This is a genomic window from Agromyces sp. P2_B3 (genome assembly GCF_056404815.1).
Genome location: NZ_JBFUDH010000002.1, coordinates 468,128 through 493,977, shown reverse-complemented (window position 1 = coordinate 493,977; position 25,850 = coordinate 468,128). Strand labels below are relative to the sequence as shown.

Genomic DNA, 25,850 nt, shown 5'->3' with positions numbered 1-25,850 from the left:
AGGGTCGAACACGCAACGCTCGCAACCCGAACGAAGGAGTCCCGGAACATGAGCATCCCCGACGTCGTCATCATCGCGGGGGCACGCACGCCGTTCGCCCGCATCAACGGCAACCTCGCGGGCCAGACGGCGGTGCAGCTCGGCACGGCCGCCATCCGCGGCGCCCTCGAGCGCGCCGGCGTCTCCCCCGACGACGTCGACGCCGTGATCATGGGTCAGGTCCTCCAGGCCGGCGCCGGCCAGAACCCCGCGAAGCAGTCCGCCGTCGCGGCCGGCATCCCGTGGCGGGTGCCTGCGACCACCATCAACAAGGTCTGCCTGTCGGGCTTGGTCGCCATCACGGATGCCGCGCGCATGATCCGCCTCGGCGAGGCATCCGTCATCGTGGCCGGCGGCCAGGAGTCGATGACCAAGGCGCCGTTGCTCGTGCCGGGATCCCGCAAGGGCTGGGCCTACGGCAGCGTCGAGATGCTCGACCACGCCGCCTACGACGGCCTCACCGACGCGTTCGACCAGGAGTCGATGGGCGCGTCGACCGAGCGCTTCAACGCCCGCTACGGCCTCACCCGCGAAGAGCAGGACGAGATCGCGGCCGCATCGCACGCGCGCGCGGGACGGGCGCAGGCCGACGGCGTCTTCGACGACGAGATCGTGCCGGTCGAGGTGCCCCAGCGCAAGGGCGACCCGGTCGTCGTCGCCGCCGACGAGGGGGTGCGCCCCGACTCGACCGCCGAGGTGCTCGGCCGCCTTCGTCCGGCCTTCGCCGAGGGCGGCGCCATCACGGCCGGCAACTCTTCACCCCTGTCCGACGGCGCGGCGGCGGTCGTGGTCGCCAGTCGCGAGTGGGCCGAGTCGCGGGGCCTTCCCTGGCTCGCCCTCATCGGCGCCTCCGGCCAGGTCGCCGGGCCCGACAACTCCCTGCACTCGCAGCCGTCCAACGCCATCGCGGCGGCCCTCGAGCGTGAGGGCGCCGCGGCATCCGACCTCGACCTCGTCGAGATCAACGAGGCGTTCGCCGCGGTGTCGTTGCAGTCGATGCGCGACCTCGACCTCTCGGCCGACGTCGTCAACGTGCACGGCGGCGCCATCGCGCTCGGCCACCCCATCGGCGCGTCGGGCGCGCGGCTCGCGCTGCACGCCGCGCTCGAGCTCTCGCGTCGCGGTGGCGGCCTGGCCGCGGTCGCGCTCTGCGGCGGCGGCGGGCAGGGCGAGGCGCTCCTGCTCTCGCGCTGAGCGAGCGGATCCGACGCACGCTGCGGCACCCGCGGCGCCTGTGGCAGCATGATGCGACGGGCGCCGCCGGTGCGCCCCGAGAGGGCCTCACGATGAGCGATCAGCAGACGCAGGACGCGAGCACCGCGGCATCCGCCCGGCCGCCCCTCGACCACCGCCTGCGGCGCATGGTGGGCCGCGATCCGAACGAGACCCATCGCGCCTCCACGCCGCTCGAGCTCCTGTTCGACCTCACCTTCGTCGTCGCCTTCAGCCAGGCAGGTGCGCAGACGGCGCACCTGCTCGAGCTCGGGCACTGGACGCCCGCGATCATCGGGTTCCTGTTCGCCGTCTTCGCGATCTGGTGGGCGTGGATCAACTACTCGTGGCTCGCGTCGGCGTACGACAACGACGACATCTTCTTCCGCGTCGCGACCATGGTCGAGATGCTCGGCGTGCTGATCCTGGCGCTCGGCCTTCCCGACCTGTTCCACTCGCTCGACGGGGGCGAGCACGTCGACAACGGCGTGGTGGTCGCCGGCTACGTCGTCATGCGCGTCGCCACGATCGCCCTCTGGCTGCGCGCCGCGAAGCACGACGGCGCCCGCCGTCGCACGGCGCTCACCTACGCCGTCTTCGTCTCGATCGCCCAGCTCGGCTGGATCGCCGTCATCTTCATCAACGTGCCGCTCGTCCCGACGCTCGCGATCACGGCGGCGCTCATCGCGCTCGAACTCGTCGGGCCGTACGTCGCCGAGCACGGACGCGAGGGCGGCACGCCGTGGCACGCGCACCACATCGCCGAGCGCTACGGACTGCTCGTCATCATCACGCTCGGCGAGATCATCCTGGGCACCATCCTCGCGATCTCGGCCGTGATCGACGAGCAGGACTGGTCGGTCGAGGCCGTCACCGTGGCCTTCGGCGGCACGGCGCTCGCGTTCGGCCTATGGTGGGTGTACTTCACGATGCCGTCGGGCAAGGTGCTGCAGCGCTTCCGCGAGCGCGGGTTCGTGTGGGGCTACCTGCACTACTTCATCTTCATCGCCCTCGCAGGCGCGGGAGCGGGCCTGCACGTGGCGGCCTACGAGATCGAGGGCGTCGCCCACATCGGCCTCGTGCCGGCGCTGCTCACCGTCGTCGTGCCCGTCGGCGTCTTCATGATCGCGCTGTTCACCATCTACTCGCTGCTGCTGCGGCAGTTCGACCCCTTCCACCTCTGGTTGTTCGTCGGCAGCGTCGTGGTGCTGGTGCTCGCGGTCGCGGCCGTGGCCGCCGGGGCGAGCTTCGGGGTGGGGATCCTCATCACGGCGGCGTCGCCGTTCGTCGTCGTGGTCGGCTACGAGACGGTCGGCCACCGGCACGAGGCGGCAGCCCTGCGGCGTGCGCTCGGCGACTGACTCCGGCGTCCGCAGGGCGCGAAGCGGATGCCGCGGAGACGGCACACGACGAGGGGCGGATGCCGCGGCATCCGCCCCTCGCGTGTCGATCGGCCGCTAGGCGTTCGGTCGATTCGCGCGGAGCACCTCGAGGCGCGCCCGGTACTCGACCTCGTCGATGTCGCCCTTGGCGAAGCGCTCGCCGAGCGTCGACTCGGCGCTGCCGCCGCGCGCCCACGGCGGACCGTAGGAGCCGTCGGCCCATGCACGGCGTCGGCCGCGGGTCACGAGGAAGATGATCAGTCCGATCACGAGGAACCAGAAGATCGGGATGAGGAAGAAGACCCATCCGAACCCGGCCGCCCAGGGGCCGGCGTGGGTGACGACCGCGGTCGTCGCGAGGGTGGCGAGCATGATGTGTTCCCTTGGTTCGCGCGGCCCGGGAGTGGACCGTCGAACCCATGCTCGCCGGGTCGCGGCATCCGCGAATCCGACCGGTGGAGACACCTGCGCTGCTCCCCCGGGAGCATGGCGGATGCCGCGCCTACTCCTGCCAGCCCGGGGCCACGAGCCCCGACTCGTAGGCGACGACCACCAGCTGCACGCGGTCGCGGGCGTGCAGCTTCGCCATGATCCGCGACACGTGCGTCTTCGCGGTGAGCGGGGAGAGCACGAGCCGCGCGGCGATCTCGTCGTTCGTGAGCCCGTGCCCGACGAGGCGCAGCACCTCCCGCTCGCGCTCGGTCAGGGTGTCGAGCCGGGCGTCGTCGGGGGCGTCGCGGAGCCCGACGGCCATGCGCTCCAGCAGGCGCTTCGTGATGCCCGGGGAGAGCAGCGCCTCGCCGCTCGCGACGACCCGCACGGCGCGGATGAGGTCGACGGGCTCGGTGTCCTTCACGAGGAATCCGCTCGCCCCCGCCCGGATGGCGCGGGCGACGTACTCGTCGAGCTCGAACGTGGTGACGATGACGACGTGCACGTCGGCGAGCCCCGGGTCGGCGGCGATCTGCTCGGTCGCCCAGAGGCCGTCGCCGCCCGGCATCCTGATGTCCATGAGCACGACGTCGACGGGCTCGCGGCGCACGAGCGCGAGGAGGTCCGCACCGGTCGACGCCTCCCCCGCGATCTCGACGTCGTCCTCCGCATCGAGCAGCGCACGGAAGCCCGCGCGCACGAGCACCTGGTCGTCGGCGAGCGCGACGCGGATCACGAGGGCGCTCCCCACGGCAGCCGGGCCGTCACCCGGGTGCCGCCGCGCGGCGACGGAGCGAGCTCCACCGAGCCGCCGAGCAGCGCCGCCCGTTCGCGCATGCCCAGGATGCCGCTGCCCTCCGCCGAGCCGTCGGCCCCCGAGCCGTCGTCGTCGACGGTGAGCAGCAGCTCGTCACCGAGTCGCTCGACCGCCACCACCGCACGGGTCGCGCCGGCGTGGCGCACGACGTTGGTGAGGGCCTCCTGCGCGATGCGGTACGCCGCGAACTGCGCGGCACGGGCCGGGAGCGCGCCGTCGAGCCGGTCCACGAGCTCCGCCTCGAACCCCGGCGAGCGCACGCCGGCCACGAGCCGCGGCAGCTCGGCGAGCTCGGCCTGCGGCGCCAGCGGGGCCTCGCCGTCTGAGCGGATCACACCGAGCACGCTGCGCACCTCCTCGAGCGCGGTCTTCGACGTCTCCTTGACGCTGGCCAGGGCGGTGCGGGCCTGCTCGGGGTCCCGGTCCATGAGGTGCAGCCCCACGCTGGCCTGCACGTTGATCTGCGAGAGCGCGTGGCCGATGACGTCGTGCAGCTCGCGGGCGATGCGCACACGTTCCCGCTGCTCGGCCGTCTGGCGCCGTCGGTCGGCCTCGGCACGGAAGGCGGCGGCGCGCTGCCGACGGGTGCGCACGAAGGCGCCGATGCCGAAGCACGCCGCGAGCAGCAGCGTGGTCAGGGCGATCCGGAACGGATGCCAGTCGAGCCCGATGAGGGCTCCGAGCACGATCGCGGCGACCCACGCGGCCACCACGGAGACCACGGCCCACACCACCGCCCCACGGGCGACGGCGAGCACGATGGCGAAGGCGAGGGCGACGTACGGCGGCCGCACGTCGGGGCCGGTGACGAGGTCGGCCAGCGCGGCGGCGGACACCACAGCCACGGTGGGCCCGGGGAACCGGCGGGACCCGAGCAGCGCGAGCGGCCCGATGAGGGCGAGCAGCACCTGCAGGGCTCCGGCCGCCCAGCCGAGGTGCAGCCACACGGCGATGCCGATCGCCGCGGGAACCTGCACGAGGAGGCTGATGACCACGGGGGCGCCGAGCACCACCCCGGGTGGTGGGCGGAAGCGGTCGGTCCGGCCGTCCCACCGCGCGTCCCAGTGGGGCCGACCGTCCGACTGGGTGGCGGGCATGCCCCGATCGTATCTCCGGGGCCGCCGCTGCGGATCGGCCTGTCGGAGGCTCATCGCCTACTCCACGAGGAGTACCGCAGGTGCCGCACGGTCAGAGCAGTTGCACCGGCTTGACGATGTCCGCATAGATGAGCAGCGCGCTCATCGCACCGAAGACCACCACGACGCCGAGCGTGAGCGGCATGAGCTTCGCGAGGTCGACGGGCCCGGGGTCGGGGCGCCGGAACAGCTTCGCGAACCCGCGACGGATGGCCTCCCAGAGCGCCCCCGCGATGTGGCCGCCGTCGAGCGGCAGCAGCGGGATCATGTTGAAGACGAACAGCGCGATGTTCAGCGACGCGAGGATGCCGACGAGCCCGGCCGCCTTCGACGCGAGCGGGATCTCGTCGAGGCTCGCGATCTCGCCCGCGACGCGCCCGACGCCGACGACCGAGATCGGTCCGTTCGGGTCGCGCTCCCCCGGACCGAACGCCGCGTTGGCGACGTCGATGATGCGCTGCGGCAGGTTCACGATGATGCCGGCGACGCCGGCGACGTTCTCGCCGACGGCGGGCAGCACGGCCGTGGCGGGCTGCTGCACGGTCTCGGTCGCGGGGCTGATGCCCACGAAGCCCGCCTGCACCGTGACCGGCTCGCCCGCGGCATCCGTCACCACCACCCCGTCGGCGTCGGTCTGGTACCGCTCGCTCAGCATCGGGGTGACCGCGAGGGTGACCTCCTCGCCGTCGCGGACGACGACGATGTCGATCTGCTCGTTCGGGTGGTCGCGGATGATCGCGGTCGACTCGTTCCACGTGTCGATCGGCTGGCCCGCGACCGAGACGATGCGGTCGCCCGGCGCGATGCCCGCAGCCGCACCGGGCGCCGCCGGATCGCCGGACTCGCAGGTCTGCCGTTCGCTCGTCGCGGGCAGCGCGCACGCCGAGACCGAGCCGACGGTGGTCGAGGCCTGCGCGACGCCGAAGCCCATGAGCAGCACTCCGAAGAGCAGCACCGCGAGCACCAGGTTCATGAACGGCCCGCCGAACATGATGATGATGCGCTTCCAGACGGGCAGCCGGTAGAAGGCGCGATCCTCATCGCCGGCCGTGATCGACTCCATGCTCGAGTCGCGGGCGTCCTGCACGAGGCCGCGGAAGAAGCCCGTCGAGTCCTCCTGCACCCGTTCGCCCTTGCCCGGCGGGAACATGCCGATCATCGCGATGTAGCCGCCGAGCGGGATGGCCTTGACGCCGTACTCGGTCTCACCACGACGCCGCGACCAGATCGTCGGCCCGAACCCGATCATGTACTGGGTCACCTTGACGCCGAAGAGCTTGGCAGGCACGAGGTGCCCGATCTCGTGCAGCCCGATCGACAGGGCGAGGCCGACGACGATGATGACGACGCCCAGGATGAAGGGAAGCACGGAATCCACGCCCCGAGCGTACTGCCGCCGGCTTGGTGCCCGCTGTCGTTCGGCTGTGAGAAGCGGATGCCGCGAGCCCGCGGCATCCGCCTCAGCGGGCCACTCGGGCGATGTGCGCCTGCGCCGCGCGGCGCGCCGCGCGTTCGGCCTCGGCGAGGGACTCGACCGTGAGCCGGTCGGAGGACGCCTCGTGCGCGTCGACCACGTCGCGGACCGTGTCGACGATGTCGAGGAAGCCGATGCGGCCGGCGTGGAAGGCGGCGACCGCTTCCTCGTTCGCGGCGTTGAAGACGGCCGGGTACTCGCCCCCCGCGCGGCCCACCTGCTTGGCGAGGGCGACGGCGGGGAACGCCGTGGCGTCGAGCGGCTCGAACGTCCAGCTCGTCGCGGTCGTCCAGTCGAGCGGGCGACCGACGCCGCCGACGCGATCGGGCCAGTCGAGGCCGAGTGAGATCGGCAGGCGCATGTCGGGCGGCGAGGCCTGCGCGATCGTCGAGCCGTCGATGAACTCGACCATGGAGTGCACGATCGACTGCGGGTGCACGACCACGTCGATGCGGTCGTACTCGACGTCGAAGAGCAGGTGCGCCTCGATGACCTCGAGGCCCTTGTTCACGAGGGTCGCCGAGTTGGTGGTCACGACGAGCCCCATGTCCCACGTGGGGTGGGCGAGCGCCTGGGCCGGCGTGACGTCGGCCAGCTCGGCGCGAGTCCGTCCGCGGAAGGGACCGCCCGACGCCGTCAGCACCAGCCGGCGCACCTCGTCGTCGGTGCCCGATCGCAGCGCCTGGGCGATGGCGGAGTGCTCGGAGTCGACGGGCACGATCTGGCCCGGCGCGGCGATGCGCGTAACGAGGTCGCCGCCGACGATCAGGGACTCCTTGTTCGCGAGCGCCAGTGTCGTGCCGCGCTCGAGCACGGCGAGGGTCGGCGCCAGGCCGACCGATCCGGTGATGCCGTTCAGCACGACGTCGGCGTCCACGTCGCGCACGAGCTGCACGGCCTCGTCGATCCCGACCGCCGTGTGCTCGACGCCGAAGTCCGCCGCCTGCTGCTCGAGCAGCGCCCGGTTCGACCCGACCGCGAGGCCCACGACCTCGAACCGTCGCGGGTTCGCCCGGATGACGTCGAGCGCCTGGGTGCCGATCGAACCGGATGAGCCGAGGATGATGACGCTGCGCACGTTCCCACTGTAGGGCGACGACCGGGATAGGGGCCGGTCGGACCGTCGATCGTACTGCTCAGGCGATGACGGGCCGCTCAGGCGATGACGGCCACCGACGCGGCGCGGTTGCCGGGCACCGGCACGTCGTGGAAGCGCACCTTGCGCCACCCCGAGCCGAACTCGGGCACGCTCCGCACGATGCTGCCGGTGCCGCCGTCGTCGCCGGGGATCGACAGGGCGAGCCTGGACGGCTCGATGAAGTCGGTGTGGCCGACCGCGCGGAGCAACGCGGTCTTGCGCGCCCAGAGCGTCGCACGCACGAGCGCCCGACGAGCGGGATCGAGCTCGTCGAGCGCGGCGCGCTCAGTCGAGTGGAACGCCGCCTCGTCGATCACCGAGCCCGCGTCGAGCGTGGCCACCTCCATGCCCACGCCGAGCGGATGCCGCGTGGCCGCTGCCGCGACGATCGCATCACCCGACACCGCCACGTCGGCGTACCACGACGCGCCCGACGGAGTGAGCGGATAGGGCACGCTCACGCGACCGTGCCTCGCTCCGCAGACGCCGCAGGCGTGCTCGAGTTCGACGTCGTCGGCCGGCACGCCCGACGCGTCGGCGATGAGCCCGCGCAGGACGGCGTCGGCAGCGGGCAGCCGACGACCGCCGCCGAGGACGAACACGCGCGCGCCGGCGGCCTCGAGCTCGATGAGCTCGCCGTCCGCGGGAAGGTCCATGCCCTTATCCTCGCGCATCCGGGCTCCGTCGTGAGGTCCTGGGGCGCCGAATCGGGCGCGCCCATATACCGGCCCCGGCATGCCCGACGGCCTAAGGTCGTACGGTGAGCGAGATCGAGGCCGACGCCGTACCCGCAGCGACCGTGCGCCAAGGCCCGCTCTACCCGATCGTCCGCGGCTTCCTCCGTCCGCTCGTGCGCCTCGTGTACCGCCCCACGATCACCGGGACCGAGCACGTGCCCAAGCGCGGCGCGGTCATCTTCGCGAGCAATCACCTCTCCTTCGTCGACAGCATCGTGATCCCCCTGGCGTCGCCGCGCCCGGTGCAGTTCCTCGCGAAGTCCCACTACTTCACCGGCACCGGCTTCTCGGGATGGGTGTCGCGCACGTTCTTCTCCGCGATCGGCGCCGTGGCCGTCGAACGCGGCGCCGGCGCGCAGGCGCAGGAGGCCCTCGACCAGAGCCGCCGCATCCTCGAGTCGGGCGCCGCGTTCGCGCTCTACCCCGAGGGGACCCGCTCGCTCGACGGCCGGCTCTACCGCGGCCGCACCGGCGTCGCGTGGCTCGCGCTCGAGACGGGAGCCACCGTCGTCCCGGTCGGCCTCATCGGCACCCAGGAGATCCAGCCCGTCGGCGCGAAGCTCCCCCGCATCCGGCCCGTGACGGTGCGCTTCGGCGCACCGCTCGACCTCAGCGGCCACGGGCCCGCGTCCTCAGGGCGCGCCCGCCGGGCCGCGACCGACGAGATCATGGCAGCCATCCACGAGCTCAGCGGGCAGGAGCTCGCCGGTCGCTACAACGAGACGCCGCCGTCGGGTACGTTCGCCAAGATCGCCGACCGCGTCGTGCCGCGCGAGCGCATCTGAAGCGGCTCCCAGCCGACGCCTCGATCCGCCCGGTATCGTCGACACGATGAGCATCGCCGAGGTCGCCGCCCGCTGTGCCGCGGCGGCTCTCGTCGTGGCCGCGTTCGCAGCGTGCACGTCCGCTGCCGGGGAGGCACCGCCATCCGAGCCGGCCCGGACGCGTTCGACCCTGCCCGAGCCGCCCGCGACCGAGTTCGACCCGGGCCTCATCGTCAGCGACGAGTCGTTCTACGACAGCACCGCGATGGACGAGCAGCAGATCCAGGACTTCCTCGAGTCCGTGCCGTGCCGGCCCGACGAGGGCGTTCGCTGCCTCGCGGACTTCACCCAGACGACGACGACGCAGCCCGCCGTGGGCGGCCTGCACTGCGCGGAGTACCGCGGCGGCATCCGTGAACGCGCCAGCCGCATCGTCGCGAAGGTCGCCGAGGCCTGCGGCATCAGCCCCCGCACCCTGCTGGTGCTCCTGCAGAAGGAGCAGTCGCTGCTGACGCGGCCGAGCGTGAGCGGCTACGAGCGGGCGACGGGCTACGGATGCCCCGACACGGCCGACTGCGACACGAAGTACTTCGGTTTCTTCAACCAGGTCTACAACGCGGCCTGGCAGTTCCGGCAGTACACGGAGGAACCCGACCGGCAGTACCGCATCGGCACCGTCGACGTGGGCTTCCACCCGAACGCGGAGTGCGGCGCCGCACCCGTCGAGATCCGCAACCAGGCCACCGCGAACCTCTACAACTACACGCCGTACCAGCCGAGCGACGCGACGCTCGCCGACCCCGACACGGGCGACGGGTGCTCGGCGTTCGGCAACCTGAACTTCTGGCGCATCTGGCACCGCTGGTTCGGCGACCCCGAGGCCGAGCGGCTGCCGCCGTTCTTCCCCCCGTGCTCGCGCCTCGTCGGCGGCCACCCCTGCCCGGCCGTCGAACCGGTGGTGCCTGCCGCGGCGGGCTGACCTCAGTCCGCGACGACCGCCGTCGGCCGGTGATGCACCGGAAAGGCGACGGATGCCGCGATGAAGCACAGGTCGGCCGCCTCGGCGTGGATCTCGTCGGCGAGGGCCAGCATCGAGGCATCCGCCACCACGACCCGCGGATGCAGCGTGGCCTCGCTGAACGCGCCGCCACCACGGCCGTCCTCGATCATGGTTCCCGTCGCGGCATCCGTGTACTCGCGCACCACCACGCCGTGACGCGTCGCGACGTGCAGGTACGAGAGCATGTGGCACTGGCTGAGGGCGGCGAGCAGGAGCTCCTCGGGGTTCCACCGCTCGCGATCGCCGTGGAAGACCCGATCGCTCGACCCCGCGAGGTCGTGCAGCTTGCCGGGAGCGCGCACGACGTGCTGGCGTCCGTAGGCGCGGTACCCGGAGGTGCCCTCGCCCCGATCCCCCTGCCACTCCACCTCCACCGCGTAGTGGTGTTCGCCGAGCATGCCGTTCCTCCCGTCGCGCGCGCATTCCGCGGCATCCGGGCCGGGCGCGCGTCCTTCGATTCTGGCACCATCCGACGGGTCGGAGGCCGTCCGACGGCTGCGGCCCGAGGCGGCCGCGACGATAGGGTTGGAGCATCATGACTGACACCCAGATCCCCGCTGAGACCGCGTCCGCCCCGGTGTACTCCGTGGTGCAGGAGCGCCGCGTCGTGACCGCCATCCCGGGCCCGAGATCACAGGAGCTGCACGCCCGACGCGCGAAGGTCGTGTCGGCCGGCGTGTCCTCCGCGCTGCCCGTGTACATCGACCGCGCGAACGGCGGGATCCTCGTCGACGTCGACGGCAACCAGTTCGTCGACTTCGGCGCCGGCATCGGCGTGACCACCGTCGGCCACACCGAGCAGCGCGTGGTGCAGGCCGCGGCCGACCAGCTGCAGGACGTGGTGCACACGCTCTTCACCATCACCCCCTACGAGGAGTACGTACGCGTGGCCGAGCTCCTCGCCGAGCACACCCCCGGCAACTGGGAGAAGAAGTCGGTGCTCGTGAACTCGGGCGCCGAGGCCGTCGAGAACGGCGTGAAGATCGCCCGCAAGTTCACCGGCCGCCGCGCCGTGGCGGTGCTCGACCACGCCTACCACGGCCGCACCAACCTCACGATGGCCATGAACTACAAGGCGCACCCGTACGCGACGGGGTATGGCCCGCTCGCCGGCGACGTGTACCACGCGCCCAGCTCCTACCCCTACCGCGACGGCCTCTCGGGTGCGGATGCCGCGGCTCGCACCATCACCTACCTCGAGAAGGTCGTCGGCGCCACCGACCTCGCCTGCCTCGTCGTGGAGCCCATCCAGGGCGAGGGCGGCTTCATGGTCCCGGCCGAGGGCTTCCTGCCCAGGCTGCAGGCCTGGTGCACCGAGCACGGCGTCGTCATGATCGCCGACGAGATCCAGAGCGGCATGGCCCGCACCGGCCGGTACTTCGCCAGCGAGCACTTCGGATGGGAGCCCGACCTGGTGCTCTCCGCGAAGGGCATCGCGGGCGGCCTGCCGCTCGCTGCCGTCACCGGCCGCGCCGAGATCATGGACGCGTCCCAGCCGGGCGGCCTCGGCGGCACCTTCGGCGGCAACCCGGTCGCCTGCGCCGCCGCCATCGCCGTGTTCGAGTCCATCGAGGCAGGCCACCTGCTCGCCGAGGCCGAGCGCATCGGGGCGCGCCTGAAGGCCGGACTCGAGCGGCTCGCGCAGCGCTACGACGTGATCGGCGAGATCCGCGGCCTCGGCGCGATGATCGCCATCGAGCTCGTGCAGCCGGGCACCGGGCAGACGACCAAGCTCCCGAATCCCGAGGCGGTCTCCGCGCTCATCGCCGACGCGGCGCAGCACGGCGTGCTGTTCCTCAGCGCGGGCACCTTCGGCAACGTGCTCCGGTTCCTGCCGAGCCTCGCCGTGAGCGATGAGCTGATCGACGACGGGCTCCGCGTGCTCGACGACGCATTCGCGGCGCTCGGATGACCCGGTGACCGGTACCTTCTCCGTCAGCGACGCCGTCGAACTCGCCGTGATCGAGCGCAGTGGTTTCATCGAGTCCAGGCACGCCGGCTCCGCCGTCGTGCTCTCCCCCGAGGGCGAGGTCCTGCGCTCCCTCGGAGACACCCGCACCCCCGTCTTCCCCAGGTCGTGCCTGAAGCCGTTCCAGGCGGTCGCCGTCATGACGTCGGGCGTGTCCCTCCGCGGGGAGGACGCGGCGATCGCGACGGCCAGCCACTCCGGCACTGCCGCACATGTCGCCCTCGTGCGCGGCCTCCTCGGCCGCGCCTCGCTGCCCACCTCGACGCTGGGCTGCCCGCCCGCGGCGCCGACCGATCAGGTCGCACGCGACGAGCTCATCCGAAGCGGCGCGCCGCGCGATCGCGTCTACATGAACTGCTCCGGCAAGCACGCTGCGATGCTGCTCGCCTGCGTGGCGAACGAGTGGCCGCTCGACGGCTACCTCGACCCCGAGCATCCGCTGCAGAAGCGCATCCTGGACGTGCTCGAGCGGTTCACCGGTGAGCGACCGGCTGCGACCGCGGTCGACGGCTGCGGCGCGCCCGTGCACGCCATCAGCCTGGTCGCGCTGGCGCGCGGCATCCAGAAGATCACGACGGCCGCCACCTCGTCGCCGTTCGCCCTCTACCGGGAGGCGGCCGCGCTGACCGAGGCCGCGCGCGAGCACCCGTGGGCGGTCGGCGGACCCGGCCAGCCCGACACGGTGGCGATGGAACGTCTCGGGGTGTTCGCGAAGGTGGGCGCCGAGGGTGTCATGGTCATGACCGCGCCGAACGGCACGACCACGGCGCTGAAGGTGCTCGACGGCTCGTCGCGGGCCTCGACGATCATCGCCCTGCGGCTGCTCGCGGCCGCCGGTGCCGTCGACGACGCCGCGGTCGACGATGTGCAGACCGAGCTCGACCTGTGGGTCATGGGCGGCGAGCGCCGGGTCGGGCAGATCCGCGCCACGATCTGATCGTCGCTTCGACGGATGCCGCGCCCGGCCGCCCGGCGCGGCATCCGTCATCTGGGCGGCACAGCGGGCTGGGCGGCACAGCGGGCTCGGCGGCCCTGCGCCCTCAGCGGCCGTGCGCGCTCAGCCGAGCTTCGCGAGCCGCTTCGCCCGTGCCGCTCGCGAGATCTGGGACGCGACCACGAGCACGATCGCGAACAGGAAGACCGCCGAGGCGATGACGTTCGCCTCGGCCGGGATGCCGCGCGATGCGGAGATGTAGATGTACTTGGGGAACGTCGAGGTGGATCCCGAGTTGAAGTTCGTGATGATGAAGTCGTCGAAGCTCAGCGCGAACGAGAGCAACGCCGCGGCGATGATGCCCGGCGTGAGCAGCGGGAACGTGATGCGCCAGAACACCTGCGCCGGCGAGCCGTACAGGTCGCGGCCGGCCTCCTCGAGCGCCGGATCGAGGCTGGACACCCGGGCCTTCACCGTCACCACCACGAAGCTGATGCAGAACATCGTGTGCGCCAGGATGATCGTCGTCATGTCCTTGGGCACGCCGAGCGCCAAGAACTGTGCGGCGAGCCCGGCGCCGAGCACCACCTCGGGAGTCGCCATCGGCAGGAACAGCAACAGGCTGATCACCGATCGTGCGCGGAAGCGATACCGCACCAGCGCGATCGCGATCGCCGTGCCGAGCGCGGTGGCGATCACCGTCGCCACCAGGCCGATGATGATGCTGTTCGCGAACGCCTCGCAGACCGCGCCGCCCTCGACGTTGCAGACGTTCAGCCACTTGTCGAAGGTGAAGCCCCGCCACGAGATGTTCGACTTGATCGAGTCGTTGAACGAGAACACGAACGTGTAGGCGATCGGGATCATGAGGAAGACGAACGCCATGATCGTGTAGGCGGGCAGCAGCCAGTCGCCCAGGCCGATCCGGCGGCGGCGGGGGGCACGGACCGGACCTCGGGCGTCCTCCTGCTGCTCGCTCTCGGAGAATCCGCCGAGCACGGCGGCCGCCTGGACTTCACCGCTCACAGCAGGTCCTCCGTTCCGGAACGCTTCACGTAGATGCCGACGAGCACGAGGATCGCCGCCATCAGGATGATCGACAGGGCCGCGGCCGCCGGGTAGTTCAGCAGCACGAGGAAGTTCGCCTCGATGACGTTGCCCATCATCTGGGTGTCGGGACCGCCGAGGAAGTCACGACTGGCGTTGACGTAGTCGCCGGCCGCCGGGATGAACGTGAGGAGCGTGCCCGCCACGATGCCGGGCATCGACAGCGGGATCGTGATCTTGCGGAACACCGCGAATGGGCTCGCGTAGAGGTCGCTGCCTGCCTCCAGGTAGCGGGTGTCGAGGCGCTCCAGCGTCGTGTAGAGCGGCAGCGTCATGAACGGGATGAAGTTGTAGGTGAGACCGAAGATCACCGCGAACGGCGTGCCCGTGAAGTGCGCGTCGGGAGCCATCAGCGAGAGCGCCTTCAGCGAGGTGATGATGAACGACTCGTCGGAGAGCAGTTGCTTCCACGCCAGGGTGCGCAGCAGGAAGCTGATGAAGAACGGCGCGATGACGAGCACCAGCATCAGGCTCTGCAGGAGCGGCCAGCGCCGGGCCTTCACGCCGATGAAGTAGGCGAGCGGGTAGCTGAACAGCAGCGCGAACACCGTCGCCGCGAGGGCGTAGCCGAAGGAACGGGCGATGTGCGGCAGGTACTGCTGCACCACGTCCACGTAGTTCTGCCAGTTGAACGCGTAGTCGTACTCGCCGATGTCCCCGAATTCGGCCGGCGCCTGCAGTGACGTGAGCAGGAGCGAGATGAGCGGCGTCAGGAAGAACAGGATGAGGTAGAGGATGCCGGGCAGGAGCAGGAAGAGCGCGATGCGGCTGCGCCGCTTCGGAGCCTGGGCCGGTGCCTGCGCCTCCGCGGTCGCGAATGCTGCGAAGGCCATGCTCAGCCCTCCTCGAGCTCCGACACGAGCGACTCGCGCCGCTGGGCGGCGATCGAGGTCGTCGAGTCGTCGGCCGGGAAGCGGCCCGCCTCGCCCGCCACGTCATCGAGGCCGAACCCGTGCATGACCTCCCAGCTGACCCAGACGTCTGAGCCGAGCGCCGCGACCGGACCGAAGCCGACGTTCTGGGCGAACACGAGCACCGTTCCGAGCGCGCCGAGGTCGACCAGGTACTGCGTGCTCACCCCGGAGAATGACACGTCGAGCACCCGTCCGGGGCCGACCACGTTACGGTCCGGTGATGCGGCCGGCGCCTGCGTGTGGAGGGTGACCTTCTCGGGCCGCACGCCGACCGTCACCGTTCCACGGTGACGCTGGGCCCGCGCCGCGGGCACGACGATGCGGGTGCCGCCTGCGTCGACGGTGATCGCGGTGCTCGTGGTGTCCACGACCTCGCCCGTGAAGAGGTTCGACTGTCCGAGGAAGTTCGCCACGAACACCGTGCGCGGGAGCTCGTACAGCTCGGCGGGGGCACCCATCTGCTCGATCGCGCCCTTGTTCATGACCGCGACCGTGTCGGCCATGGTCATGGCCTCCTCCTGGTCGTGCGTGACGTGCAGGAAGGTCAGGCCGACCTCCTCCTGGATGGTCTTGAGTTCCAGCTGCATCTGCCTCCGGAGCTTCAGGTCGAGGGCGCCGAGCGGCTCGTCGAGGAGCAGCAGCGCCGGTCGGTTCACGATGGCGCGCGCGAGCGCCACCCGCTGCTGCTGACCGCCCGAGAGCTGCTGGGGCCGCCGCTGCGCGAGGTGGTCGAGCTCGACGAGCCGCAGCGCCTCGTGCGCCTTGCCGAGCGGGTCGCCGATGCGCCGCCGCTTCAACCCGAACGCGACGTTCTCGATGACGCTCATGTGCGGGAAGAGCGCGTAGCTCTGGAAGACCGTGTTCACGGGTCGCTCGTGCGACTTGGTGTCGGTCACGTCGGTGCCGCCGATGAGGATGCGGCCACGGGTGGGTTCCTCGAGGCCGGCGACGAGCCGGAGCGTCGTGGTCTTGCCGCAGCCCGAGGGCCCGAGCAGGGCGAAGAACGACCCCGCCGGGATGGTGAGGTCGAGCTCCTCGATCGCCGTGAAGCCGGGGAACCGCTTCTGGATGCCCACCAGCTGGAGGTCTGCGCCGCGTTCGGCGAATTCGCGCATCGCCATCATCGTCGCCACGGCCTCAGGCGCCCAGGAGGATGCTCTGGAACTCGGCCTGGTACTTCTGCTCCTCGGCGCCGGTGAGGGTGCGGAAGATGTGCGCCTGCGACAGCGTGTCCTCGTCGGGGAAGATGAGCTGGTTCTCGGCGAGCTCGGGATCGATCGCCGCGGCCGCCTCCTTCGCGCCGACGACCGGCGTGATGTAGTTCACCCATGCGGCGACCTCGGCCGCCACCTCGGGCTCGTAGTAGTAGTTGATGAGGGTCTCCGCGTTGGTCTTGCGCGGCGAGCCGACGGGCACCAGGAAGTTGTCGTTCCACAGCGTGCCGCCGGCCGTCGGGATGGCGAACTGCCACTTGTCGCCGGCCTCGGCATTGATGACCGTGATGTCGCCCGACCAGCAGATCGCCGCGAGCGTGTCCTCGCTCTTCAGGTCCTCGAGGTAGGAGTTGCCCTTGATGTTGCGGACCTGGCCGTTCTCGACCTGCTCGCGGAGGATGTCGATGGCCGCCGAGTACTCGTCGTCGCCCCAGTCGCCCGCGATGTCGACGCCGTTCTGCAGCATGATCAGGCCCATCGTGTCGCGCATCTCGGAGAGCACGCCCACCCGGCCCTTGAGCTCGGAGTTCCAGAGGTCCTCGACCGAGGCCAAGCCGCCGGGGATCGCCTCGGTGTTCCAGCAGATGCCGGCGAAGCCGCCCTGCCACGGAACGGAGAACTTGCGACCGGGATCGAAGTCGGGGTCCTGCAGCGCGGGCGTGAGGTTCGCGAGGTTCGGGATGTTCGCGTGGTCGAGCGCCTGCGTGTATCCGAACCGGATCCAGCGACCGACCATCCAGTCGGTGAGACAGACCGTGTCGGCGCCGATGTCCTGGCCGAGCGCGAGCTGGTCCTTGACCTTGCCGTAGTACGTGTTGTTGTCGTCGACGGCCACGTCGTAGTTGACCTTGATGCCCGTCTCCTCGGTGAACTGCACGAGCGTCGGGTAGTCGCCGTTGTCGTCCTCGTCGATGTAGGCCGCCCAGTTCGCCCAGTTGAGGGTCTTGTCGGAGTCGGAGGTGTCGGCGGCGGGCGTCGGCTTGCCCTTCGCGCCACCCGGTGAGCAGGCCGCGAGCGCGAGCGCCGACGCGGACGCACCCGCGCCGGCCAGCAACGCGCGTCGATTCAGCTGGGCGCGGCGGGCCTGCGCGATCAGGGATCGGATCATCGGGTCCTCGGGAAGGGGCCGAGCGCTCACGGGAACTCCATTCGGGTTGCGGGCACAAGCTGGGGTGCCGTCGATACTGCCACACTGCTTGGCAACATTCACCGGATCATGTCCGAATCGTTAATTCCTGGGAACATCGCATGCGGTTTCAGTACCGTTCGGCGCGCTTCATGCACGGATTCAGTCGTTCGCGCTCGGTGGCCAGCCCGCCCGGGCCGGCAGGCCGCCCCCACTCGGCGAGTGCCAGCAGGCGTCCGTCGCGGGATCGAGCAGCGATGGCGGCGCCGCGCCCCGGCCGAAGACCCGGAACTCCCGCATGCCGCCGCGCACGACGACGTCGGCCTCCTCGCGGATCTGCGCGGCGATGGCCCAATTGCCCATCCACGCGTCGGCGTCGCCGACGACGATGACGCACGAGGCTTCGGCCCCGGATGGTGCCGCCATCGCCGCGCGGACTTCCGCATCCCCGAAGGGTCCGAGCACGACGGGGTGGAATCCCAGCGCCCGGAGCGCTTGGGCGTCGGCCCGGGGGAACGCCGTCACGACGGCACACACGCCGGAGGCGCGAATCCGGAGCGGTCGGAGGGATTCGGCGGGTGACCCTGGGATCACGGGCGCCTCCACGACCTGCACCCGGCGTCCGTGCCATTGGCCGGAACCGGTCGGCGCATCCGCTCGCCACATCGCGCCGGCGCCGCCGGCCTGCACGAGGTCGGACCGGGACGCGTGGCGGAGCAGCAGCGTCTGCCCGAACAGCTCCCTGGCGGCCGAGCCGAGGCGGTGCGCCGAGCCTGCGGCTGCGGCGATGCCGACACCGCGGCCCCGACCCTCCCTCAGCATGGTCTCGACCATCCCCAGCGCGGCGATGCGGTGGTCCTCCGGCCAATCGCGGAAGCCGACATCGAGGTCGTCGATGACGACGAGTTCGCCCGACGCAGCGACTCCCCCGCGCATCCGCTGCACCGCATCGCAGAGGCGGTCCCACTGAACGCTCTGCGGCCCGCCGATGATCGTGACCGGCATGCCCGCCCGGCGAGCGGCCCGCGCGATGGCGGACAGGGCCGTGCTGCGCCCGCTTCCGGGCGCTCCGACGACGAGGAGGTGCCCGTCGCGCGCCGGGGCCCACGCGAGGATCTCGTGGCGTTGCCGCTCAGGCGCATCGACGAGGCCGAGAGCCAGTGATCCGTCGGGAACAGGCGCGGTCACCAACGCGGCGGCGAGCGCCTCGGAGTCGAGCCGCTGGGGCAACGGGCCCACCCACGGCCGCCGTGGCCGCGAGGCGGACGGGGTGGCGACGCGTATCGCGTCGACCGTGACCCGGTCGGCGATCGCCGACTGGAAGGGGACGACGCGACCGTCGCCGGGGTCGACGATGCCACGGCCCGGCGTGGCCGGCCCGATCGATGCGGCGGCCGGGCTGCCCACCACGGCGATGCTGTCGGCCGTGTCCATCACGCGGAGGGAGACGCGGATCGCGCAGTTCGCCGTGACCTGTTCGCGGACGACTCCGTTCGGGCGCTGGGAGGCGAGGATCAGGTGCACCCCGAGCGATCGCCCGCGGGCGGCGATGTCGGCGATGACCGCACCGAGCTCTGGGAACCGCTCGATCATGGCCTGGAACTCGTCGACGACGATCACGAGTCGTGGCAGCTCCACGGCTGCGCCGAGATCGGTGATGTCGCGCGCGCGCTCAGCGTGGAGCACCGACTCGCGGTGGCGGAGTTCTGCGCGCAGGCTCAGCACGGCCCGCTCGGCCTCCGCCTCATCGAGATCGGTCACCACGCCGACGACGTGCGGAAGCTCGCGGACCGGTTCGAAGGCGGCTCCGCCCTTGAAGTCGACGAGGAGGAACGTGACGGCGTCGGGAAGGTGATCACGCGCCATGGCCGCGATCCACGCGAGGAGGAATTCGCTCTTGCCGCTGCCGGTGGTGCCGGCGACGATGGCGTGCGGCCCACGCTCCACGAGGTCGAGTTCCAGCGGGCCGGCGTCCGTCACGCCGACGGGCACGCGGAGCGTGCTCCTCGAGCGGGCGACCCCTGTCGCGCGACCGAGTCGCTGCAGCTCGATGCGGTCAGGAAGGGCGGTCGCCGCGCCGAACCCGTCCCGCGCGGCGACCGCTTGCACGCGTGCGGCCCAGGCGCCGGCTTCGGACATGCCGAGCAGTTCGGGTACGACGGCCCGTCGGGGAGCGGCATCGCCCCGCCGGTCGACGGTCGCCCTGCCCGGGCCGTGCACGAGGAGCACGGTCGCGAGGCCCGGCGGCAACTCCTCGAGCGTCCGAGCGAGCACGATCTGCACCTCCGCGTCGCTTCGGGGTGCCCCGATGTCCCGACGGCCGTCGATGAGGTCGACGACGCGTACCCGGGCGTCGCCGCCCCGATGCGGGAGGCGCGACGCCCAATCCCACGCGTCACCTTCGGGGACGGCGATGTGCGTGGTGTCGGGACGGCAGCGATGGGCAAGCTGCACGACGAGGGCACGAGCGAGGGCATGCGCGAGCGGCGAGGGGCCGACGATGCCGATCCCCCCGTCGACGGGAACGTGGACCGGCGCGCGATCGAGCCGAGCCGCGAGCGCGAGGAGCTCACGATCGCCGTCGTCGACCGCCGTGCCGTCGATGCGGAGCGAGCTCTGCGCGCCGCCGCTGCCGACGAGGACGAAGCCGGGTGGCCCCTCGCGCCACTCGAACGGGCGGACGTCCTCCGTGATCCGACGGGACGGGGTGGCCCGATGCCACGCGACGGCTCGTTCCAGCTCGTGCCGTGCCGCCACGGCCGCTCTCAGCTCGTCGATCGCCGCCGCGCGGTCGACCGCGGCCCGCCTCGTCGCCCGGCGAGCGTGTCGCCGCGCGTCGACGAGCGAGGCGATTGCGGCGACGGGACCCAGCGCTGCGAACGCCAGGGAGAGGGCGGATCCCGTGATCGCCCAGAGCATGGCGGCACCCGCGATCGGGGCGACCGAGGCGATCCACGGGAAGCCCGGTGAGGTGGGCGGCGGCGGATGCGCCGGCAGGGCCAGTGGGGTGACGTGGGCGTGCTCCGGGAGCAGAGCGGCGGTGTCGTTCGGCGGTGCGTCCACCCCGTGATCCGATCATCCCCGAGCGCGGGAGCGAGCCCCTCGGCCGTGTGAAGCCGCGCTCGCGGCATCCGCTCACCTGTCGAGGACGAGTGCTCGGAGCCGCCTGCGGCGGCCTGGACCGCCCCGGGGGCGTGATCAGGCCACGACGAACGACTGCTCGGCGAGCTCGACCCGGCTGCCCCGGGGCACGAGGTATCGCCGTCCGGGCTCGCACCTCACGGCCCCGTCGTCGGGACGACGCACGATCGTGCCGTTGCCTGAGAACCGATCGGCGATCCAGAGCACCCCCTCGTGCTCGCCGAACTCGAGATGGGTCTTCGAGACGGAGAGCGAACCATCGGCGATCTGCACGAGATGGTCGAACCGCTCCCCCGGTTGCGGCAGAGGTTTGCGACCGATGAGCCCGGTGCCGAAGACCATGCGCGTCTCGCCGGTGCTGAACGCCAGCACGAAGGTCGGAGCCGCGATCGCCTCGACGTCTTCGACCGCGCTGTCGGCGGTGGGCGCGTCCGGCCCGGATATCGCCGACGCTGCCCGGAATCCGTCCACCGGGATGCTGATGACGCCGCTGTTGCGCCGTGCAGGGCGCTCGATCGCCGTGGTATCACCGGGACGCGGGTCGGATCGACGACGCGACTCGGGTGTGGCGCTGGTGGAGCTGCCGCAGTCGCCGCAGAACATCGCCCCCTCGGGGAGCTCCGCCCCGCAGATCGCACACGTCACGGCTTGGCTCCTCTCCGCGTGACAGCGTACCCGCCGAGCGAGGTGAGGGAGATCGCCGCCCGGAGTCGCTCGAGGCGGCTGCGGGGCGCGCCGAGTCGTTCCTGGAGCTCGTCGACCACGTCCCACACGCGCTCGTCGTCTCCGTCGGTCGGACCGTCGGGCGCGAACACCGCACGATCCACGACGGAGGCCAGCACGAGCGGTGCCAGTCCGCCGACCGTGGCGGCCTGCTCGGCACGGGTCGTGTTCGGCCGGATCGGGTAGCCGTAGTCGGCCGCGGTGTCCGCGAACTCCTGCCAGCCGCCCTCGATGCGCTCCACGGGCGTCGGTGCACGGCGGCGCACCCGGCGTCGCCGGATCTTGGCGACGATGACGGCGAGGAACGGGCTGATCAGCAGGGCGAGTCCCAGCGCCACGAACCCGGCGATCGTGAGTCCGGCCAGCAGCGCGGCGACCCACGGCTCGGCGCCGTCATCAGGCTCGTCCAGGGAGAGGTCGGGGTCCGAGTCGAGCTCCTCCACGGGCGTGCGCTCGGCCGGTGGCGGCAGGGCCGACTGGGGCCGTGAGACGACCGTCGGCTGGTCGGGTTCGCGCTCGGGGATGTCGCGCACGTCGGGGTTCGGGTTGACGGGGACCCATGCGCCATCCGAGGTCTGGATCTCGATCCACGCCTGTCGGTCGCGACTGCGGAACACCACGGTGCCGTCGTCATCGGCAGGCGCGTCGGCTGCAGCGGCATCCGGTGACGCGAGGTATCCCACCACCACGCGCGCCGGGAAGCCGATCTCCCTGGCCATCAGCGCCGCGGCGACGGCGTACTGCTCGCCGTCGCCGAGCATCGGTCGAACGTTCGCGAGCTCGTCCAGTCGGTCGAGCGCGTGGCCCGAGCGGCTCGGCTGCTCGTCGCCGACCCCATGGCTCACGAACCCGTCGCGCTGGAACCCGTCGACGATGTCACGGAGCCGTTCACCGGGTTCCTCCGACGCGGGAGCCCACGCGTCGAGGAGCTCCGACAACCCGTCGGGCAGGTCGGGCGCGGCGGGAAGCACGCTGGTGCCCGGATCGAGCTCCGCGAGGGCTTCGGACCGCACGGGCGTCACCGATCTCGCCGTGTAGCGATCGCCCTGGGTGAGGCCGGCCCTGATCGCCCCGGTTCCGGTCACGTCGTTGTAGAAGAATCCGTCGGCGAGCACCTCGGCGCGCGGTCCGGCGAAGGAGATGCGCTCGAGCTGCCCGATGCCCGGCACCCACACATCCGAGTAGCCGAGGACCTCCACCTCGATCTCGGTCTGCTCGCCGTCGACGTCGGTCTGGTCGAGCCGATACGGCACGCGGGTGAAGCGACCGGACTCGGCCGAGCCGTCGGTGCCGCCGACCGAGTACACGATCCCGTCGTAGGTGTCGAGGGCCGCGATGCGCAGCCCGCTCCCCGGCGGGAGGCCGCGGACGGCCAGCATCTCGTCGTCGGCGACGTCGGGCTCGAACGCCGCACGGAACCCGGTGAGCGGGCTCTGCTGCGCGCGCGGCTCGAACGGCGGCTGGAGTTCGGCGCGAACGACGCTGCGCGCTGGTGTCGGCAGTGCGACGGATGCCGCGGCCGAGCCGATCAGCGCGACGGCGACGATCGCCGACGCGCCGAGGACACGGCGGGCGTCGGCGAGCGCCGCCTCCACGGGTCGGCCGCTCGTGATGGCGCGGCGGTTGGCGATCGCGACGCGCACGAGCCAGGCCACGGCCGTGATGAGGAAGATGAGGCCCGTCTCGACGGCGAGGGCCGCGTGCACCACGCCCATGGCGATCCCGGTGAGGAGCAGGACCGCCGGCGGGATGACGGCCGCTGCCGGCCTCCGGCTGCGCAGCGCGATGGTCACGGCGCAGGTCGAGGCCACGAGACCCAGCAGGAACGGCGGGACGAGCAGCGCCTGGTAGGAGCCGACGGGCACGGCGATCGTGACGAGCTGCTTCCACGAGAGCGCTGCGCCGGCGACGAGCTCGATGAGGCCCTGCGGGCTCGGGATCACTCCCCCGATGGCGCGGCTCGGCACGGCGACGGGCACGCCCAGGAGCGCGTAGGCGCCGAACAGGACGATCACGACCGCCCAGGCGGGCCAGTGGAAGGTCGCGCCGCCGATCCCGATGGCCGACCCGGCGACGATCGCGACACCGGCCGCGATGAGGAATGCCGGGCTCTCGTAGACCGGCCACCAGGGGATCATCGCCGCCGTGAGCATGGCGACCACGAGCGCGACGCTGATCGCGGTCGACCAGAATCGCCGCGTCGGCACCGGCCGACGTGCGGTGCTCATGTGACCGACGCCGATCTCGCGAGCATCGACCGGAGGTCCTCGAGGTAGCCGATGCCGAACACCGTCAGGCCGGCCACGGTGCGAGCGGTGGCCTCGCCTTCGGGCGAGCACTGCACGGCCACCGCCTCCACACCCCCGGGCAGGCGGGAGGCGGCCGAGCGGAGGGGCGCGACGCCGCGGGCCGTGCCGCTCACGAGGAACGCGAGCGAGAGCCCGGGCAGTCCTTCGGCCGCGGCCCGGGCGACGTCGGGCAGCAGCACGGCCTGCTCATCGGGCTCGACCACGCAGAGCGCGTCGAGCAGCCGGTCGCGCGAGACGGTCGGGAGTTCACGCATGCCGCTGATGCGCGACGCGATGCCGTCGTGGTTCCGGCCGGACACCACGAACGACACCGTCCGCGCGTCGCGGATGGCGCGAGCGCCGACGGAGGCCGCGGCGCTCACGGCGAGTTCGAACTCCGCGTCGTCCACGTAGGCGCCGGGCTCGAGGTCGAGCAGGACCATCAGCCGGCTCCTGCGCGTCTCCTCGAACTGGCGCACCATGAACGTGCCGGTCTTCGCCGAGCTCTTCCAATGGATGAATCGGCGGTCGTCGCCCGGGACGTACTCGCGCAATGCGTGGAAGGCAATGTCGCTCGCCGTGAGGTCGCGCGTCGGCGAGCCCTCGAGATCGCGGATGAAGCCCGAGCTGAGGGCAGCGATGGCGATGGTGCGCGGGTGCACGTGCAGGTCGACCGTCTGCGACCAGACGATCTCGCGCCGCATCAGCCCCACCGGATCGGCTCGCACGGTTCGGGCGGGTCCGATCGGGACGATGCCCCGCCGGTCCGTGGGAATCCGGAACTGCTCGTCGAACGCCCCGCCCTTCGGCAGGCCGGGCAGGACCCGCTCGAGCACCTTGCCGCCGACGGGCAGCTCCAGCTGCACGCCGCCGAACCGCCGCCGTCCGGGGTTCGCCGCCACGAGCCGGGCCTCGGCGAGCTCGCCCACGACCACGCGCGGTGTCGGCAGGGTCAGCTCGATCGTCGAGGCGCCGCGACCGATCAGCCAGACGGATGCCGCGGCGACGAGGAGGGCGAGGCCCCAGCCGATGGCGATGAACTCGGCCCAGCCCCAGGCGTAGCCGACGGCGAGCGCGGCCACGCTGCCGGCGATGGTCGCCCAGCCGACCGGCGTGACGACGCCCTGCACGGCTCGCGCCCAGCCCGCGACGACCCCCGCCGCGGCGAGGACGCCGACGACGACGCGACCGATGACGACCGCGAGCAGGCCCTCTGTCTTGGCCTCCTCGGGGATCGTCGTGCGGGTCTGGGTGAAACTCACACGGCCTGCCTGCTGGAGGGAGGCGGCGTCTCGATGAGCACCTGGGCGATCATGTTCGAGGTCGTCACGCCGTCGAACTCGGCCTCGGGGTCGAGGATCAGGCGGTGCGCGAGCACGGGCTCGGCGAGCGCCTTGACGTCGTCGGGCACGACGTAGTGTCGTCCGCGCCCGGCGGCGTGGGTCTTGGCAGCGCGGATGAGCGCGAGCGCGCCGCGGACGCTGACTCCGAGACGCACCTCGCGGGCCGTGCGGGTGGCGTCGACGAGTCGGGAGACGTAGTCGTGGATGGTGGGGTCGACGTACACCGTGCGCGCGAGGGCGGCCATGTCGACGATCTCGGCGGCGTCCAGCTGCGACGGCACCCGCTGGTCGTGCGCCCGCTGGTCGGCGCCCTCGAGGATGCGAATGGTGGATGCGTGATCGGGGTAGCCGATGGACGACCGCATGAGGAACCGGTCGAGCTGCGCCTCGGGCAGCCGGTAGGTGCCAGCCTGTTCCACGGGGTTCTGGGTCGCGATGACCATGAACGGATGCCCCACCGGATGCGTCCGGCCATCGACGGTGACCTGGCCCTCCTCCATCACCTCGAGCAGCGCAGACTGCGTCTTGGGGCTGGCACGGTTGATCTCATCGGCGAGCACGATGTTCGCGAAGATCGGACCGGGGTGGAACTCGAACACGCCGCTGCGCTGGTCGTAGACGGTGACGCCGGTGATGTCGCCCGGGAGCAGGTCGGGCGTGAACTGCACCCGGTTGCTGGTGCCCGCGACCGACTGGGCCATGGCGCGAGCGAGCGAGGTCTTGCCGGTGCCGGGCACGTCGTCGAGCAGCAGGTGGCCCTCGCTGAGGAGCGCCGTGAACGCGAGGCGCACGACCCGGTTCTTGCCGAGCAGCACCTCCTCGACCGCACCGACCAGTCGGTCGAGGTTCGCGGCGAAGCGCGTCGCCTCCTCGGGGGTCATCGTCATCGTTGCTCCTCGC

22 protein-coding genes are annotated in these 25,850 nt (G+C 71.8%); 6 read left to right on the top strand and 16 right to left on the bottom strand.

Annotated features, from left to right (window positions below; genetic code table 11):
- The first annotated feature begins 48 nt into the window (after nucleotides 1–48).
- Nucleotides 49–1,233 (top strand): acetyl-CoA C-acetyltransferase, encoded by a 1,185-nt coding sequence (locus AC1DZA_RS05105; RefSeq protein ID WP_476771944.1) that lies wholly within the window; start codon nucleotides 49–51, stop codon nucleotides 1,231–1,233.
- A 92-nt stretch (nucleotides 1,234–1,325) separates the two neighbouring features.
- The gene (locus AC1DZA_RS05100) at nucleotides 1,326–2,612 is read left to right on the top strand and encodes a low temperature requirement protein A (RefSeq protein WP_476771943.1); all 1,287 of its coding nucleotides are present in this window, start codon (nucleotides 1,326–1,328) and stop codon (nucleotides 2,610–2,612) included.
- A gap of 96 nt (nucleotides 2,613–2,708) precedes the next feature.
- On the opposite strand, the gene AC1DZA_RS05095 is transcribed toward AC1DZA_RS05100, so the two are convergent.
- The 6 genes from AC1DZA_RS05095 to AC1DZA_RS05070 form a co-directional block, all read right to left on the bottom strand.
- Complete coding sequence (locus AC1DZA_RS05095; RefSeq protein WP_476771942.1) at nucleotides 2,709–3,005, bottom strand: SHOCT domain-containing protein; 297 nt, start codon at nucleotides 3,003–3,005, stop codon at nucleotides 2,709–2,711.
- A gap of 130 nt (nucleotides 3,006–3,135) precedes the next feature.
- Nucleotides 3,136–3,801: a response regulator gene (locus AC1DZA_RS05090; RefSeq protein WP_476771941.1), complete on the bottom strand. Its 666-nt coding sequence runs from the start codon at nucleotides 3,799–3,801 to the stop codon at nucleotides 3,136–3,138.
- On the bottom strand, nucleotides 3,798–4,979 hold the full coding sequence (locus AC1DZA_RS05085; RefSeq protein ID WP_476771940.1) for a sensor histidine kinase: 1,182 nt from the start codon (nucleotides 4,977–4,979) through the stop codon (nucleotides 3,798–3,800). Before AC1DZA_RS05085 ends, AC1DZA_RS05090 begins: the two co-directional genes overlap by 4 nt.
- 91 nt (nucleotides 4,980–5,070) lie before the next feature.
- Nucleotides 5,071–6,396: a M50 family metallopeptidase gene (locus AC1DZA_RS05080; RefSeq protein ID WP_476762458.1), complete on the bottom strand. Its 1,326-nt coding sequence runs from the start codon at nucleotides 6,394–6,396 to the stop codon at nucleotides 5,071–5,073.
- Between the two features lie 82 nt (nucleotides 6,397–6,478).
- Nucleotides 6,479–7,570, bottom strand: a complete 1,092-nt coding sequence (dxr, locus tag AC1DZA_RS05075; RefSeq protein WP_476762457.1) for a 1-deoxy-D-xylulose-5-phosphate reductoisomerase — start codon at nucleotides 7,568–7,570, stop codon at nucleotides 6,479–6,481.
- 77 nt (nucleotides 7,571–7,647) lie between these two features.
- Nucleotides 7,648–8,286, bottom strand: coding sequence for a 4'-phosphopantetheinyl transferase family protein (locus tag AC1DZA_RS05070; RefSeq protein ID WP_309972934.1), 639 nt, complete (start codon nucleotides 8,284–8,286; stop codon nucleotides 7,648–7,650).
- A 104-nt stretch (nucleotides 8,287–8,390) separates the two neighbouring features.
- Here AC1DZA_RS05070 and AC1DZA_RS05065 point away from each other — a divergent pair, with 104 nt between their 5' ends.
- Complete coding sequence (locus tag AC1DZA_RS05065) at nucleotides 8,391–9,152, top strand: lysophospholipid acyltransferase family protein (RefSeq protein ID WP_476762456.1); 762 nt, start codon at nucleotides 8,391–8,393, stop codon at nucleotides 9,150–9,152.
- A 46-nt stretch (nucleotides 9,153–9,198) separates the two neighbouring features.
- On the top strand, nucleotides 9,199–10,110 hold the full coding sequence (locus AC1DZA_RS05060) for a hypothetical protein (RefSeq protein WP_476771939.1): 912 nt from the start codon (nucleotides 9,199–9,201) through the stop codon (nucleotides 10,108–10,110).
- A gap of 2 nt (nucleotides 10,111–10,112) precedes the next feature.
- Here the strand turns inward: AC1DZA_RS05060 and AC1DZA_RS05055 are convergent, their stop codons facing one another.
- Nucleotides 10,113–10,589: an OsmC family protein gene (locus AC1DZA_RS05055; RefSeq protein WP_476771938.1), complete on the bottom strand. Its 477-nt coding sequence runs from the start codon at nucleotides 10,587–10,589 to the stop codon at nucleotides 10,113–10,115.
- Between the two features lie 137 nt (nucleotides 10,590–10,726).
- Here AC1DZA_RS05055 and gabT point away from each other — a divergent pair, with 137 nt between their 5' ends.
- Together gabT and AC1DZA_RS05045 are read left to right on the top strand one after the other, a co-directional pair.
- On the top strand, nucleotides 10,727–12,103 hold the full coding sequence (gabT, locus tag AC1DZA_RS05050; protein WP_476771937.1) for a 4-aminobutyrate--2-oxoglutarate transaminase: 1,377 nt from the start codon (nucleotides 10,727–10,729) through the stop codon (nucleotides 12,101–12,103).
- Nucleotides 12,104–12,107: 4 nt separating this feature from the next.
- Nucleotides 12,108–13,097, top strand: coding sequence for an asparaginase (locus AC1DZA_RS05045; RefSeq protein ID WP_476771936.1), 990 nt, complete (start codon nucleotides 12,108–12,110; stop codon nucleotides 13,095–13,097).
- A 120-nt stretch (nucleotides 13,098–13,217) separates the two neighbouring features.
- Here the strand turns inward: AC1DZA_RS05045 and AC1DZA_RS05040 are convergent, their stop codons facing one another.
- The 9 genes from AC1DZA_RS05040 to AC1DZA_RS05000 form a co-directional block, all read right to left on the bottom strand.
- Nucleotides 13,218–13,979, bottom strand: a complete 762-nt coding sequence (locus tag AC1DZA_RS05040; protein WP_309977754.1) for an ABC transporter permease — start codon at nucleotides 13,977–13,979, stop codon at nucleotides 13,218–13,220.
- Nucleotides 13,980–14,116: 137 nt separating this feature from the next.
- Nucleotides 14,117–15,034, bottom strand: a complete 918-nt coding sequence (locus AC1DZA_RS05035; protein WP_309972942.1) for an ABC transporter permease — start codon at nucleotides 15,032–15,034, stop codon at nucleotides 14,117–14,119.
- 2 nt (nucleotides 15,035–15,036) lie between these two features.
- Nucleotides 15,037–16,236 (bottom strand): ABC transporter ATP-binding protein, encoded by a 1,200-nt coding sequence (locus AC1DZA_RS05030; protein WP_476772012.1) that lies wholly within the window; start codon nucleotides 16,234–16,236, stop codon nucleotides 15,037–15,039.
- 16 nt (nucleotides 16,237–16,252) lie between these two features.
- Nucleotides 16,253–17,437, bottom strand: a complete 1,185-nt coding sequence (locus AC1DZA_RS05025; RefSeq protein WP_476772011.1) for an ABC transporter substrate-binding protein — start codon at nucleotides 17,435–17,437, stop codon at nucleotides 16,253–16,255.
- 180 nt (nucleotides 17,438–17,617) lie between these two features.
- Nucleotides 17,618–20,518: an FtsK/SpoIIIE domain-containing protein gene (locus tag AC1DZA_RS05020; RefSeq protein WP_476771935.1), complete on the bottom strand. Its 2,901-nt coding sequence runs from the start codon at nucleotides 20,516–20,518 to the stop codon at nucleotides 17,618–17,620.
- A gap of 135 nt (nucleotides 20,519–20,653) precedes the next feature.
- Nucleotides 20,654–21,241, bottom strand: a complete 588-nt coding sequence (locus tag AC1DZA_RS05015) for a hypothetical protein (RefSeq protein WP_476763403.1) — start codon at nucleotides 21,239–21,241, stop codon at nucleotides 20,654–20,656.
- Entirely contained in the window at nucleotides 21,238–23,547 is a 2,310-nt protein-coding gene (locus AC1DZA_RS05010) for a transglutaminase TgpA family protein (protein WP_476771934.1), read from the bottom strand. Before AC1DZA_RS05010 ends, AC1DZA_RS05015 begins: the two co-directional genes overlap by 4 nt.
- Complete coding sequence (locus tag AC1DZA_RS05005) at nucleotides 23,544–24,869, bottom strand: DUF58 domain-containing protein (protein WP_476771933.1); 1,326 nt, start codon at nucleotides 24,867–24,869, stop codon at nucleotides 23,544–23,546. Before AC1DZA_RS05005 ends, AC1DZA_RS05010 begins: the two co-directional genes overlap by 4 nt.
- Complete coding sequence (locus AC1DZA_RS05000) at nucleotides 24,866–25,837, bottom strand: AAA family ATPase (RefSeq protein ID WP_309972956.1); 972 nt, start codon at nucleotides 25,835–25,837, stop codon at nucleotides 24,866–24,868. The genes AC1DZA_RS05005 and AC1DZA_RS05000 overlap by 4 nt, the downstream gene beginning before the upstream one ends.
- Nucleotides 25,838–25,850 lie beyond the last annotated feature (13 nt).

Coding starts and splice junctions, on each gene's coding strand:
- AC1DZA_RS05105 (WP_476771944.1), top strand. CDS start 49: ATGAGCATCCCCGACGTCGTCATCATCGCGGGGGCACGCACGCCGTTC.
- AC1DZA_RS05100 (WP_476771943.1), top strand. CDS start 1,326: ATGAGCGATCAGCAGACGCAGGACGCGAGCACCGCGGCATCCGCCCGG.
- AC1DZA_RS05095 (WP_476771942.1), bottom strand. CDS start 3,005: ATGCTCGCCACCCTCGCGACGACCGCGGTCGTCACCCACGCCGGCCCC.
- AC1DZA_RS05085 (WP_476771940.1), bottom strand. CDS start 4,979: ATGCCCGCCACCCAGTCGGACGGTCGGCCCCACTGGGACGCGCGGTGG.
- AC1DZA_RS05070 (WP_309972934.1), bottom strand. CDS start 8,286: ATGGACCTTCCCGCGGACGGCGAGCTCATCGAGCTCGAGGCCGCCGGC.
- AC1DZA_RS05060 (WP_476771939.1), top strand. CDS start 9,199: ATGAGCATCGCCGAGGTCGCCGCCCGCTGTGCCGCGGCGGCTCTCGTC.
- AC1DZA_RS05055 (WP_476771938.1), bottom strand. CDS start 10,589: ATGCTCGGCGAACACCACTACGCGGTGGAGGTGGAGTGGCAGGGGGAT.
- gabT (WP_476771937.1), top strand. CDS start 10,727: ATGACTGACACCCAGATCCCCGCTGAGACCGCGTCCGCCCCGGTGTAC.
- AC1DZA_RS05040 (WP_309977754.1), bottom strand. CDS start 13,979: ATGGCGTTCGTCTTCCTCATGATCCCGATCGCCTACACGTTCGTGTTC.
- AC1DZA_RS05035 (WP_309972942.1), bottom strand. CDS start 15,034: ATGGCCTTCGCAGCATTCGCGACCGCGGAGGCGCAGGCACCGGCCCAG.
- AC1DZA_RS05030 (WP_476772012.1), bottom strand. CDS start 16,236: ATGGCGATGCGCGAATTCGCCGAACGCGGCGCAGACCTCCAGCTGGTG.
- AC1DZA_RS05025 (WP_476772011.1), bottom strand. CDS start 17,437: ATGATCCGATCCCTGATCGCGCAGGCCCGCCGCGCCCAGCTGAATCGA.
- AC1DZA_RS05010 (WP_476771934.1), bottom strand. CDS start 23,547: ATGAGCACCGCACGTCGGCCGGTGCCGACGCGGCGATTCTGGTCGACC.
- AC1DZA_RS05000 (WP_309972956.1), bottom strand. CDS start 25,837: ATGACGATGACCCCCGAGGAGGCGACGCGCTTCGCCGCGAACCTCGAC.